The organism is Pseudoalteromonas sp. 1_2015MBL_MicDiv (assembly GCF_002407505.1).
GTDB lineage: Bacteria > Pseudomonadota > Gammaproteobacteria > Enterobacterales > Alteromonadaceae > Pseudoalteromonas > Pseudoalteromonas fuliginea.
The window spans coordinates 456955-471367 of sequence record NZ_CP012738.1 but is presented as its reverse complement, the minus strand read 5'-3'; the positions used below and the strand labels follow the sequence as shown (position 1 = coordinate 471367).

Here is a 14413-nt window from a genome sequence, read left to right as displayed (position 1 = left end):
CGCATTCCATACCTATTATGTAAACAAACAATCATCGTAATTTTATCCAGCGCTTTGGCTGCGCCACTACAGACTAAGCGCTCATTCAGTGTGCTTGCGCTACTTTGGGGTAATAACGAGTGATAAGAGTAAATAATTCAAAGCTAACTTAAAGTAAAAAGCGCGATTAAACAGGAGTATAAACGTATGGCAAGCACACATAAAAACTCAACTATGGATTTATCTGATCCCAGTAACAGCATTCAAGTAAGAGGGGCACGCGTTCACAACTTGAAAAATGTAGACGTTGATTTACCTCGTAACGCATTGGTTGTTTTTACAGGAATATCGGGCTCTGGAAAATCGTCGCTTGCGTTTGGAACGCTGTTTGCTGAGTCGCAGCACCGCTATCTTGATTCAGTATCGCCTTACGCCCGTAGGTTAATAGATCAAGTTGATGAGCCCGATGTTGATTCTATTGAAGGACTACCGCCTGCCGTTGCTTTGCAGCAGCAACGCGGCGCACCCTCGGTTCGCTCATCCGTTGGCAGCATAACAACTATTTCTAACGCGCTACGCATGCTTTACTCTCGTGCTGGCGATTACCCAGCTGGGCAGAGTATTTTATATGCCGATGCGTTTTCGCCGAATACGCCACAAGGTGCGTGCCCAGAATGCTCAGGAATAGGCCGAGTGTTTGAAGTAACCGAAAAGCTACTTGTGCCAGACGATACAAAAACTATTCGCCAGCGCGCCATTGAAGCGTGGCCACCAGCATGGCAAGGTAAAAACCTAAGCCGTATTCTTACTTCCCTTGGTTATGACATAGACACACCTTGGAACAAACTTTCTAAAAAAGCACGGGATTGGATTTTATTTACCGACGAAACACCTAGTGTGCCGGTATACCCAGATTACACCTATGAGCAAACACAAAATGCGATAAAAAATAACGAAGATCCAAGCTACATGGGAACTTTTTCAAGCGCTAAACGCTTTGTTTTACAGTCTTTTGCTACTACCCAAAGCCCGCGTACTAAAAAGCGCGTATCACAGTTTATGCAAATATCGCAGTGCCCTACTTGCCAAGGTAAAAAATTAAAACAAGCATCGTTAAGTGTTAAATTTGCAGGGCTTGATATTGGCGAGCTATCTCAACTTACATTAAACGAGCTTGCTAAAAAACTAAGTAACGCCGCCAATACCAAAGTAAATAAAAATACAAAAAATCCAGAGCAAGCCATTGTTACGCAGCGCATTGCCAGCGATATACTCACCCGTATTGAAGCACTAACCATGCTTGGTTTAGGATACTTGTCGCTTGAGCGTACAACGGTTGCGACTTGCCACACAAATTCGCTCTAAATTATTTGGGGTAGTTTACGTGTTAGATGAACCTTCAGCGGGTTTACACCCTGCCGATACTCAAGCATTGCTAAAAGCGCTCGACGAGTTAATAGCGGCTGGCAATTCTGTATTTGTTGTTGAGCACGATATCAGCGTTGTTAAACACGCCGATTGGATTGTTGATGTAGGCCCTGATGCAGGTGTCCATGGTGGCGACATTATTTACAGCGGCCCTGTTGAAGGGTTAAGAAAAATAAAAAATTCGCACACCGGTCGTCACCTTTTTGCTAAAAACGCCAGTCAAGAGTCTACTCAAAACAGCGCGCAAAAAAAGGAGCAAAGACAGCCAAAAGCGTGGTTAAAATTGGCTAATATTGAGCGTAACAATCTTAAAAAACTCAATGCAGAATTTCCACTGGGTGTTATGACAACCGTTACTGGGGTTTCGGGCTCGGGTAAATCAAGCCTAGTAAGCCAAGCGTTAGTAGAACTTGTTTACGAAGCACTTGGGCAAAAAGTAATACCGGAAGCCCCCACCGACGAAGCCGACTTACTCGAACAAGAGCTGCAAACACACACCAGCGGAAAAATCATTGAAGGTATAAATAATATAAGCCGCCTAATTACCGTAAATCAAAAAGCGATTGGCCGTACACCTCGTTCAAACTTAGCTACCTATACGGGTTTATTTGATCATGTGCGTAAACTATTTGCTTCTACCCAAAAAGCGAAAGAGCGCCGTTACGATGCCGGTCGCTTTTCGTTTAATGTTGCTAAAGGTCGCTGTAAAAACTGTGAGGGCGTTGGCTTTGTAAGTATGGAACTACTGTTTTTACCTAGCGTTTACTCACCTTGCCAAGTATGTCATGGCAAACGTTATAACGAGCAAACACTTGAGGTTACATATCGTGATAAAAACATCAGCGATATTCTCAATTTAACGGTTGAATCGGCGCATACCTTTTTTGAAAACGAACCTGCAATACTGCGAGCACTCGATGCACTTATGCAAGTAGGTCTTGGGTATTTACGTTTAGGGCAACCTGCAACTGAGCTTTCGGGCGGTGAAGCGCAGCGTATTAAATTAGCAACTGAGCTGCAACGTGCGCAGCGCGGTAACACCCTTTATATTCTTGATGAGCCAACTACAGGCCTGCATCCATCGGATGTATCAATGTTAATGGCGCAGTTAAATAAATTAGTAGATGCTGGCAATACCGTTATTATGGTTGAACACGATATGCAAGTAGCTCGCAATAGTGACTGGGTAATTGATGTAGGACCCGGTGCTGGTGAAGAAGGCGGCTTAATTGTAGCCCAAGGTAAACCTACAGAGGTAGCTCAATCTAAAATAAGCCGAACAGCACCTTTTTTGAATGGCGCAATTTAAAGAGCAGGTAAACACTAAATAACAAAAAAGAGCCAATGGCTCTTTTTTGTTATTAGCTTTTTAAAAAGCGTTCTATTTTAGGTTTTACCGTAACCGACATTATCAGCATTATAGTTAAACCTATTGGTAATGCAGCTAATAATCCTTCAGCCCATCCAGTTACAAATACACGCATATCTGCATAGCCAATATTATTAGTAGCGGTAACAAACGCCATCACCGACTCCATGATCAGCGCCATAAAAACACTAATCACTAAATTACGTTTTAGCTCGCTACTACTAGGCAATAACTTATTAACTAGCTTATGCATTAAGGTCATCATTACAAAACCAACAGGCGCCATTACAAGTACTGCACTTATAAATGAGGTAAACCAATCTGCATAAAAATGCTCTGTAACACCCACATTCACATAAGTCATAATGCCAGTTAAAGTACCGCCAATTAAGGTAATAATACTTACCATAACAAGTATTTTATAAATTACAGGTGTTTTTTTAAGCTCAACCATTACTGGATTTGCTGATACGGATGTACTCATTTTTGGGCATGCCTTAAGCGTTAAATAGATGACAAAATCAACTATAGCAAATTAATTGATAATATCAACCTTTTAGTTTTAAATGCTTTGGATCGGGAGTACGTAGCTTTTTTACCAATGGGTGGTTCAATATTTTTAGTTGAGTTAATACCAATTGTGCGACTTCGCGTGCACCAAGCTGATTTAAATGCGTATCATCTGTTACCCCAAATGGGTAGTTAGGGTGTAAATTTGCACCAATGTGCATAAAACGAAGTGCAGAACCTTTATCACCCAAAGATTGAAAATATGCCGTGGTTACCTTTTCCATATCTATAAAATCAACACCTGTTTCTTGTGCAACCTGACGGACTTTATCAGCGTATATAGGGTGTGTCTCTTTTAAAGTACCCATTTTGTTAAAGTAACGACGCGTAATTGGAGTGAGCAAAATAGCATGTGCTTTTTTAGCATTAATATCATTAATGAAATGAGTAAGATTATCTGCAAACTGTTCAGGTGAGGTATACCTATCTATTTTTTTCTTGGATTCATCATTGTGGCCAAACTGAATAAACACGTAGTCACCAACTTGAATATTATCTATTATTTTTTTCCATAGCCCTTCGGTTTTGAATGTACGCGTGCTACGACCATTTTTAGCTAAGTTGACCACAGAAACTGATTCATTAAAAAAAATGCTGAATGGCATACCCCACCCTGTTTCAGGATAGTCTTTAACATCTTTAATAGACATGGTTGAATCCCCAGCCATATATATATGTGTTGTACCTTGTTTACTCATTGCAAAAAAACTACTCAATATTAGTATTGAGCCTACTATTTTTTTTATCATTATTATCTCCTGCTTACGAAATAAGCTATAACGCTTGGCTAATTGACTGATTTAATTCAAAGGCTTTTATTAAAAATAACACAATTGCCACCGGTGGCAAACAAAATAATATATAGTCCATATATTATTCAGTTGTGCTTAAAGAGTGTTGAACTTTTTGGATTGATATTTGTTCAATTTAGGGGGCGATTAAATCGCTTTGCTCGGTTTTTTGCCTAGTGGGCTAAGTAAAAACCGAGCAAAGTTTCCGCATCCGCCTTGTCTAAACGGCTGTAAATTTAACCTCGAAAGATAAGCAAACCCAAGGGCGTGTTGATCTTTGTGGATTGAAATTTGTTCAATCTAGGGGCGATTTAATCGCGGCGCTAGGTTTGTAACCTAGTGGGCTAATTAAAAACCGAGCAACAAAGAGTTAATCGTCCCTAGAAAGAACCTAAAGGGCAGCGCATGTTTGGCATTTATGCTGCGTTATCGCCTATTTATGGGGAATAACCACACTACATAGGCTCTGCCTTGCCTAAAAACCAAACAGCCTGCTGCAAATTCAACCACGAAAGGTCAACACGCCCTAGTCTATTTCAGATAATTAAATGTTAAATTATGTGAACTAAGTATTAATTTTATTGTTTTTATTATTTGACAGTCGCTATTTTTAGGTATAGTTTTCATCGCGTGCCACCGGTAGCAATTTATATCGTTCATTCATTGGCATTTTAAATTAAATTACTTAAACATATATTTTTCAGTCATTTATGTTAAATATAGCAAACACATGGCAAAACACCGACACGGCCATGTAATTTATAACAATAAAACACAACTGGGATCGCAATGGCAGCAATTACACACAACTTTAAACTAAACACACTCATGACCTATCTTATTTTAGGTGGCGTAATTACTAGCAATGCTTTTGCAGCTGAGCAATCACAGCAAAAGGCCAGTGACGACAGCGATGACATAGAAATCATTCAAGTAAAAGGTTATCGCGGTAGCATTAACGCAGCTCTTATGGCAAAACGTGAAGCTGTTGGCACACGCGAAACCATTATTGCAGAAGACATTGGTAAATTCCCCGATTTAAATGTAGCAGACTCTCTTGCTCGTGTACCCGGAATTTCAATTGAAGAAGATGCCGGCGAAGGTCGTCAAATCACGATTCGTGGTTTAGGTTCTCGCTTTGTTAAAACAACTATTAACGGTATGGAATCAGCATCTGCTGGTGCTGCAACAGATGCTGCTGGCGGTTCAAATACTTCTCGTGCATTTGATTATAATGTATTTGCATCTGAGCTTTTTACTCAAATTGATGTCGATAAAACAGTTTCTGCCGAAATGGAAGATGGCGGTATTTCAGGTAATGTTAATTTACAAACGGCGCGTCCATTTCAGTATGATGGTTTTAAAGGTTCTTACAACGTAAACGCCCGCTACAACGACATTTCTGAAGATGTATCCCCTCGCATTTCATTTATGCTGAGCAATAACTGGGATAACAAATTTGGAGTGTTAGCATCGGTTGCTTACAGCGATGGAACAGTACAAAGCGAAGGATCATCAAGTGTGCGCTGGACCGTCAATAACCCAAAATACCAAGATGATGGTTTACCTGTAACGCAAGGCGGCACTAACTATTTAACGGCTTCGCCTAAAACACTATTACAAGAAAATGGTAACTATACTGATGATAATTTAGATGGCTTATATTTACCGCGTATCCCTCGCTATTCTATTTTTTCTAAGCAGCAAAAACGTTTAGGTGCAACGGTTGCTTTTCAATACGCTCCCACCGACAACCTGTCTATGAATTTAGACATATTACATGCAGCCCTTGATACAACAATGGATGAATATCAATACTCTGTATTATTACGTGACCAAAAAGACATTGTTCCAGAAAACATACATATAGATGATAACAATACAATTGTAGCGGGAGCCTATTCTAATGCAATTATTCGCTCTGAAGCTCGTCAAGATAAGGCTGAGTCTGACTTTGACCAAATAAGTTTTTCTGGTGATTGGTATATTAACGATCGCCTTCAAATGAACTTTTTAGTTGGTATGGGTAAATCTGATTTAGACGTTCCTTACTCTAGAACATTTGCACTCGACAGCGCAGGTTCGACTGTTGCTTATAGTTACGATAGTAATATTGACCCTTTGGAGTTAATAAATAATCCAGGTGGAGTAGCAATAGGCAGTGGTGAGTTAAATTCGACCATGCCTTCATTTGCATTTGCTGCTGGCCAAGCCCCTGGCGCCACATTTACACGTGCCGATTTAGAAAATTCAATGGTAGATGGTAACAACTACGCCGCAGCTCTAACACGTAACCGCGCTCAAACAATTGAGAGTGAAAATAGTACAGTTAAAATCGATTTTAGCTACGAGATAAATGACCAATACACAGTTAAATTTGGTGTAGGTCAACGTTCGTTTGAAACAGAGCAGCATGATTATCGATCTTCGTGGAAAGACCTTAATATTGAAACAAATAAAACCAGTGGAAAAAGTGCTGAAACACGCGTTATGGATTTAGATAATTCACAAATAAATGGCTTATTATTTTCAACTACGTTAGATAAACAAGGTGTCAAATTTGGTAATGATGCTTCAGTACCTGCCACATCAACACTAAACGATGGCACATGGTTAACGCCTGATTACAATGCAATGATGGCTGCATTTTCAGGTCGTGATTTTTTCGAAGCTAAAGAAGAATATAAACGCACATATTATATTAAAGAAGAAGTAACAACAGCGTATGCTCAACTTAACTTTAGGCACGACATTTTTGATAATGAACTGCGCGGTAATATAGGTTTACGTTATGTTGATAATAAAAATACCAGTCGCATCGTTAATTTAGATCACATCTATAAAGATGGTTACACAGCAGGTCGCGGCGACGGTGCAAATTTTGATAACGGCTACAGTTGGCGCGAATCAGTAAGTAAAGGTGACGAATGGTTGCCATCGTTAAATATTGCTTACGATATCACTGAAGATCTAGTTGGTCGCTTTAGTTATTCACATGCGATAACTCGCCCTAAATTGTCTGATTTACGCTCATCGATTAGTGTTAATGTCCCTGATGAAAACGATCCTACAGCATCAATTAAACGTGGCGCGGGGCCCTCTTTACAACCCTACAAATCGAAACAATATGATGTAGGCCTAGAATGGTATTTTGCAGAAGAGTCGCTTATTGCAACTTCATTATTTTATAAAGATATTACTGGCTTAACTAAGGACAGTAGTGATGAGGTATTAACGCAAGATGAGTTGGATCGACTCGGGATTGATATTGGTGATATGGATCCAAGTACTATAACTTGGCAAGTATCTCAACTCGTTAATACGGATGCCGAGGGTATGTGGGGGGCTGAATTTATCTATCAGCAACCTTTTACATTTTTACCTGCACCATTTAATAATTTAGGTCTGCAATCAAACTATACCTACATTGATTATTCTCGCGATGTTGAAGACCCTTTTTATGGTACTGAGCTAAATTTGGTAGAAGAAGAAACGTCCAAAAATTCGTACAACATTACACTTTATTATGAAGAAGAAAGCTGGTCGGCACGTTTTTCTTATAACTACCGCAGTGGGTATAACAAACAGTACCTCAATGAATATAAGGATGAATCTACTTTTGTACGTGGTTATGATGCAAAAGCTAAACTTAACTTTTCTGCTCGCTATGAGTTGAGCGAATCGATGAGTGTGTCGTTTGAAGCAGTTAATTTAACGGACGAAAAACAAGAACAATGGAATGATATTTATACCCAGCGTCCTTATGAGAGCTTATCCTCTGGTCGTCAATTTTTAGTAGGCTTGCGCGGATCATTCTAACAATGATCTTACCTAAAATAGCCGGTAACTTTGTTACCGGTTATTTTATATCAAAAAGCTATAGTGATTTTAATTATCACAAAAACAAATTGCCACCGGTGGCAATGGCTGATAAAGTTAATTTATAATAACTAACTCAATAATATTTAATCGTGTTAGTTAAGCGTACCAACAGCACTACTAATAATAAATAAGGTGCCACACTGTAGGATACATACATGGATAATACACGTAGATTTTTTATAAAGGCAGTTGCATCTAGTACATTACTTGGAGGAGCGTTAGTTGGATGTAAATCAGTCCCCCTTGTCGATATGCTAAGCAGCCCTGTAAAAGGTGATGACTGGAAAATGGCAGATGCGATTAAATCATCCATTAAAGTCCCCTCGTTCCCAGATAAAACATTTAATATTATTGATTTTGGCGCTAACGGCGATAATAAAACTAACAATACTGTCGCAATTAATAATGCAATCAAATCCTGTAACGCCCAAGGAGGGGGACAGGTAATTATTCCTCAAGGTCAATTTATAACAGGCGCAATTCACCTACTGTCTAATGTTAATTTACATCTAGAGGAAGGCGCTATACTCAGTTTTAGTACAAGCCCTGAGGACTATCTTCCAGCTGTATTTACCCGCTGGGAAGGCCTGGAAATGATGGGTTACTCACCGCTTATTTATGCTTTCGAGCAAGAAAATATTGCTATAACAGGCAAAGGGATTCTTGAAGGTAATGCAAATAATGCCACCTGGTGGCCATGGAAAGGTAAGCACAAAGAGGCTCACTGGGAGCTTTTAACTGACAATAATGGCCAGATAATTGAGCAAAAAACAGCTCGAGATAAGTTAATGCGAGATGCTGAGCAACATATCCCCGTTGAGCAGCGCATTTATGCTGATGGCGCTTATTTACGCCCTCCTTTTATACAACCTTATCGCTGTAATAATGTACTTATTGAAGGTATCACAATTAAAAACTCGCCATTTTGGCTAGTAAACCCTGTACTTTGTAATAGTGTTACGGTTTGCGATGTCACTTTTTCAAGCCATGGACCTAATTCTGATGGCTGCGACCCTGAAAGCTGTAATCACGTCCATATCAAAAATTGTGTATTTGATACCGGAGATGACTGCATTGCAATTAAATCAGGAAGAAACGCTGATGGACGCAGAGTAAATACAGCCTCACAAAATATTGTCATTGAAAACTGCCATATGAAAGAAGGTCATGGCGGCGTCGTAATAGGCAGTGAAATTTCTGGCGGTGTGAATAATGTTTTTGTACAAAATTGTACTATGGATAGCCCCCATTTAGAGCGTGCTATTAGAATAAAGACCAACTCAGTTCGAGGTGGTTTAATTGAACACATCCGTATTCGTAATATTGAAGTTGGTACCGTTAAAAATGCGATTGTAATTAACTTTTACTATGAAGAAGGCGATGCGGGACAATTTGATCCCATTGTCCGCGATATAAAAATAGACAACTTACATTGTAAAAATGTACTCAGTAAAGCCCTTTATCTTAATGGCTTTGCCCGTGATCCAATTAAAGATATTACGCTAACAAACAGCCACTTTGACCAAGTCGGTGATGAATCAATCGTTAACCATGTGACTAATTTTACCATTGATAATGTCACACTAAACAAACAACCAATGTCATTAGCTAAAATAACCCAGTAAAAGGTAGTAAATGAATGAGCAATAAACCGTTTTCCGCATTAATGGCATCACAACCTATTTTACCAATCATTCAAGCTAATGATGAACAACAAGGTATTGATATAGCAAACGCAATGTACGAATCAGGGATTCATCTTGTTGAAGTTGTATTAAGAACAGAGCAATCGATTAATGCTTTAAAAGCTATAAAACACGCAATACCAAACCTTATTGTTGGTGCAGGAACGGTGACGAGTACACATATTTTGGATAAGGCACTTAACGCAGGTGCTGATTATATTGTTACTCCTGCCGTCTCTTCTAAATTACTGGATGCGCTTTCTAGCTGTGAAGTTCCATGCTTACCTGGTGTATCAAATACTTCTGACATATTACTTGCAACAGAGTTTGGTTTTAATGAACAAAAATTATTCCCCGCTTCTCTTGCTGGAGGCCAGCCTTTTTTAAAAGCAGTATCGAGCGTATTTAAAGATGTTCGCTTTTGTCCAACAGGTGGAATAAATCAAGATAATTATCAAGAATATTTAGCTCTGAGTAATGTTTTTGCCGTAGGTGGTACATGGGTAGCCAATCCTCAATGGGTGATAAATAAACAGTGGCAACTTATTACACAGGCATGTTCACACGTACTCGAAGCTAAATAATTTAAGTTTATAAAATTTGCCACCGGTGGCTAAATAGGTAAAAGAAATGAATGCAGGAATTTCCATGACGAAGAATATTGAACAATTAAAATTACACCCGGACCGCCTTTTCTCAAGTGATCCAAGCGTTATTAAGATTGCACGCCAACTGTATGAAAAAATAAAGGATTTACCAATTATTAGCCCACATGGGCATACGGATCCAAGTTGGTTTAACGAAAATAAGAACTTTGGCAACGCAACTGAACTCTTTATTAAACCTGATCACTATGTATTTAGAATGCTGTACAGCCAAGGTATTGACCTTACCACGCTAGGGATCCCCGAGCATGGCCTTGAAGGTGATATGGAACGCTCGAGAAATGCGGATCCAAAAAAAGCGTGGCAAATTTTTGCTGACAATTATCACCTATTTGCTGGCACACCAAGTGGTTACTGGTTAGATGCGGTATTTAGTGATGTATTTAACTTTACAGAAAAACTTTGCTCTGTAAATGCACAAGACTACTATGAAAAAATAACGGCGGCCTTAGCAACAAAAGCATTTAAGCCACAAGCACTGATGGACAGATTCAACATTGAACTAATTGCAACAACTGAAGGTGCTTTGGATACACTCGCGCACCATAAAGCGATTGCTGGTACATCGATGGAAAAACGTGTTATTACCTCGTTTAGACCAGATGATGTTGTTGATGCAAGCCGAGAAGACTTTATTGAAAATATAAAAAAACTAGGTGAACTAACCAGCCAAAATACTGCTACATGGCAAGGTTATCTAAGTGCAATTCAAACTCGCCGTGATTACTTTAAACAAGAAGGCAGAGCAACAGCAACTGATCATGGTCACCCTAGTGCACTAACTGCTGATTTAAGTTTAAATGAATGTGAAGCCCTTTTTGAAAAATGCCGTACAGGCCAAGCAACAGAACAAGAACAAGAGCTTTTTCGCGCCCAAATGCTAACTGAACTGGCTGGAATGAGTATAAAAGATGGCCTAGTGATGCAAATTCATCCGGGGGCACACCGAAATCATAACTTACCAATATTCAATCAATTTGGCCGAGATAAAGGCGCGGATATACCAAGTCAAACCGAGTATGTTAATGCACTTAAACCGCTGTTAAGTAAATACGGAAATAACCCAAATCTAAAGATTATTCTATTTACCCTTGATGAAACAACTTACAGTCGTGAACTTGCGCCCCTCGCAGGCCACTACCCTAGTTTAAAACTAGGCCCAGCATGGTGGTTCCATGATAGCCCCGCAGGTATGTTAAGATTTCGTCAGCAAGCAACTGAAACTGCTGGATTTTATAACACGGTGGGCTTTAATGATGATACGCGAGCATTTTTATCAATTCCTGCACGTCATGATGTAGCACGCAGAGTAGATTGCCGATATTTAGCCGAGCTGGTAACAAATCATCAAATTAATGAAGAAACAGCTCACACGTTAGCTTATCAATTAACCTATGGGTTAGTTAAAAAAGCATATAAATTAGATTAGCTTATTTAATTAACAGCCAAGTACTTTTTGCTTGGCTGTTATTATTGGGAGAAGATTATGACAATAAACGCCCCTTTAAAACAGTTTGCACTCACATCCGGTGCTATTATTTTTGCAAGTTTGTTTCTATCGGCTTGCCAGCAAAAAGAAAGCATTGCAGCATTACCAACACTTAAAAAAGCGCCCCCTTTAGCACAAATAGAAATCAGTAACCCCTCTGATTTTGCACGTCCTGATGAGCCTATCTACGTGAGCTACTACGACTTAGGCCTCACATCAAAAGAAGCACTCAGCGTTTTCAGTGCTGATGTGGAACTTCCAAGTCAAGCAGTTGATATTGACTACGATGGCACTGTTGACGGACTTTACTTTGTTGTTGATTTAAATAACAGCACACCTGTCAGTATTACTATTGAAAATACACCTGTTAGTGTTAAACCTGTCGATAAAGTAAAACGAGTACAGGCAGATCTTGCCCATAAAGTTGCTGGGCAATGGCACCCGCATAGTCGCCCCCCTAAACACCAAATAAATACAGGTAAAAAAGAATACGTTGGAGGTCATTTTGAAAATGTTAAATCACTTACACCGCCAGATTACTATACGGACCATTCAAATTGGATACGCTATGAAGGACCCGGTATTGAATCAGACAAAGTAGGCTATCGCTTTTATTTAGATTGGCGAAATGGCTTTGATATTTTCGGTAAATTAACACCAGAACCCGTGTTACACCAAGTTGGCTTAGATGGATATGAATCTTATCATCACAAAGCACGTTGGGGGATGGATATCCTTAAAGTAGGAAGCTCTCTCGGTGCAGGCGGCTTTGGTGTAATGAATACAAAAAACCAGCTTGAGCACGTCGCCAATGTAAAAACACGGACAGCACGCATTGTCGAAAATGGCGATTTACGCGCGAGTGTACAGCTAGATTATAACGACTGGGAAAGCTCATATAATCAACAAAATCTTGTTGCTGATATTAGTATGCATGCAGGTTCACGCCTAGCAAATGTAGCACTAAAGCTAAGTAAAGAATTACCGAATATGGCTACAGGCATTGTTAAACATGAAAATACTGTGTTCATACAAGGTGATTTAAACAACTTAAGTAACTATGGCTATAGCTATATTGCTAGTTGGGGTAAACAAAGCTTAGATAAATCACCACTTGGTATGGCTATTTTTTTCAAAAAAGGCGATCTAAAAAAAGTAACCGAAGATAAAAACAACTATCTCGCGATACTTGAGCCTAAAGGGGATAAATCTCAGCAACGTGTTAATTACTATTTTGCTTCAGTGTGGCAACCAGAAAGCGGCATAAATAGTAAAGATGCTTTTATTGATTATTTAAACAAGGAAGCCGAAAAATTAACACAAAAACCACGTTTGCGAATTAAAACGCGTTTATCAGCAGCTCAATTCAAAGCACCACTTGATGCAAAAAGTGCTTTAAAGTGGACACAGGCATTAGCTGACACCGAGCTTTCTCATAAAGTACTTGGTTATCACTATATGGGCTGGGATGTAAACCGTAAACGCTTACCAAAATTTGAATACGATATCATTGGTATTCAGCCTTACGCATATAATCAGTTAGCTCTATTGACCGGAAAAAAACAGTACAGCGAAGTCATTGAAAAAGTAACCGCGAGCTTCATTTCTGATCAAGGTAAAATTTATGCGTATAAAAAAAGTAACTTCAATATTGATAACATCCCCCCTGGCCAAAACTTAATTAGCTTATATGAGCGTACAGGTGAGGCTAAATACCGTGTAGCTATTGAAACACTTAGAGAACAATTGCACGATCAACCACGCACCTCTGCTGGTGCTTTTTGGCATAAAAAGAAATACCAAGGTCAAGTATGGTTAGATGGTGTTTACATGGGTATGCCATTTTTAGCTCATTATGCAAAAAAATTCGAGCTTGGTCATAAACAGCAAGAAACGCTTAATGAAGTAGTCAACGAATTTAAACTTACTCGCGAATTTTTACGCGACTCAAATACAGGGCTTTACTACCATGCATGGGATGAGCTAAAAGCACAAAGTTGGGCTGATAAAAACACAGGATTGTCGCAAGAATTTTGGGCTCGCGGCATGGGCTGGTTAGCCATGGCTGTTGTTGATGTACTGGATTATATTCCGACAGAAAATATCGAGCAGCGTGATTTTTTAGTCACAATGATTGGTGAGATTGCCGTTAGCCTTAAAAGTGTTCAAGATCAAAACACCGGAACATGGTGGCAAATACTTAACAAACCTGCGCAGCGCGGTAATTACCGCGAGTCGTCAGCCACAGCAATGTTTATTTACTTTTATGCCAAAGCAATCAATAAAGGCTACTTAGCTAAAGAATATACTGCTTTAGTAAAATCAGCTTATAAAGGTTTACTCAGTGAATTTACCCTTGTTCATAAAGATGGAACTGTTTCTATGCTAAATCAATGCTACGTAGCAGGGTTAGGTTTTGGTCGTGATGGAAGCTATGACTATTACATGAGCGAACCTATTAGCCGTAACGATGCCAAAGGTGTTGCACCATACATTTTGGCTGGTATCGAAATGGTTAAGCTACTAGGTATAGATAACTCAGTAAAGTAAGTCAT

General features: G+C 39.3%; 7 protein-coding genes and 1 pseudogene. 6 read left to right on the top strand and 2 right to left on the bottom strand.

Annotated features, from left to right (window positions below):
• Positions 1-186 precede the first annotated feature (186 nt).
• Positions 187-2716: pseudogene (locus AOR04_RS19610) on the top strand (excinuclease ABC subunit A).
• Positions 2717-2768: 52 nt separating this feature from the next.
• Here the strand turns inward: AOR04_RS19610 and AOR04_RS19605 are convergent.
• Both AOR04_RS19605 and AOR04_RS19600 read right to left on the bottom strand, forming a co-directional pair.
• A complete protein-coding gene (locus AOR04_RS19605) occupies positions 2769-3260 on the bottom strand; it encodes a DUF2798 domain-containing protein (RefSeq protein ID WP_096794411.1) in 492 nt (163 codons plus the stop codon).
• 64 nt (positions 3261-3324) lie between these two features.
• On the bottom strand, positions 3325-4095 hold the full coding sequence (locus AOR04_RS19600; RefSeq protein ID WP_096794410.1) for a rhamnogalacturonan acetylesterase: 771 nt from the start codon (positions 4093-4095) through the stop codon (positions 3325-3327).
• A gap of 831 nt (positions 4096-4926) precedes the next feature.
• Between AOR04_RS19600 and AOR04_RS19595 the strand changes: the two genes are divergently transcribed.
• From AOR04_RS19595 to AOR04_RS19575, 5 genes are all read left to right on the top strand, one after another.
• Complete coding sequence (locus AOR04_RS19595; RefSeq protein ID WP_096794409.1) at positions 4927-7956, top strand: TonB-dependent receptor; 3030 nt, start codon at positions 4927-4929, stop codon at positions 7954-7956.
• A gap of 218 nt (positions 7957-8174) precedes the next feature.
• A complete protein-coding gene (locus AOR04_RS19590; protein WP_096794408.1) occupies positions 8175-9644 on the top strand; it encodes a glycoside hydrolase family 28 protein in 1470 nt (489 codons plus the stop codon).
• Positions 9645-9658: 14 nt separating this feature from the next.
• Complete coding sequence (eda, locus tag AOR04_RS19585) at positions 9659-10288, top strand: bifunctional 4-hydroxy-2-oxoglutarate aldolase/2-dehydro-3-deoxy-phosphogluconate aldolase (protein WP_007377238.1); 630 nt, start codon at positions 9659-9661, stop codon at positions 10286-10288.
• 64 nt (positions 10289-10352) lie between these two features.
• On the top strand, positions 10353-11798 hold the full coding sequence (gene uxaC, locus AOR04_RS19580; protein ID WP_188085296.1) for a glucuronate isomerase: 1446 nt from the start codon (positions 10353-10355) through the stop codon (positions 11796-11798).
• 57 nt (positions 11799-11855) lie between these two features.
• Positions 11856-14408: a glycoside hydrolase family 88 protein gene (locus AOR04_RS19575; protein ID WP_096794407.1), complete on the top strand. Its 2553-nt coding sequence runs from the start codon at positions 11856-11858 to the stop codon at positions 14406-14408.
• Positions 14409-14413: the final 5 nt, after the last annotated feature.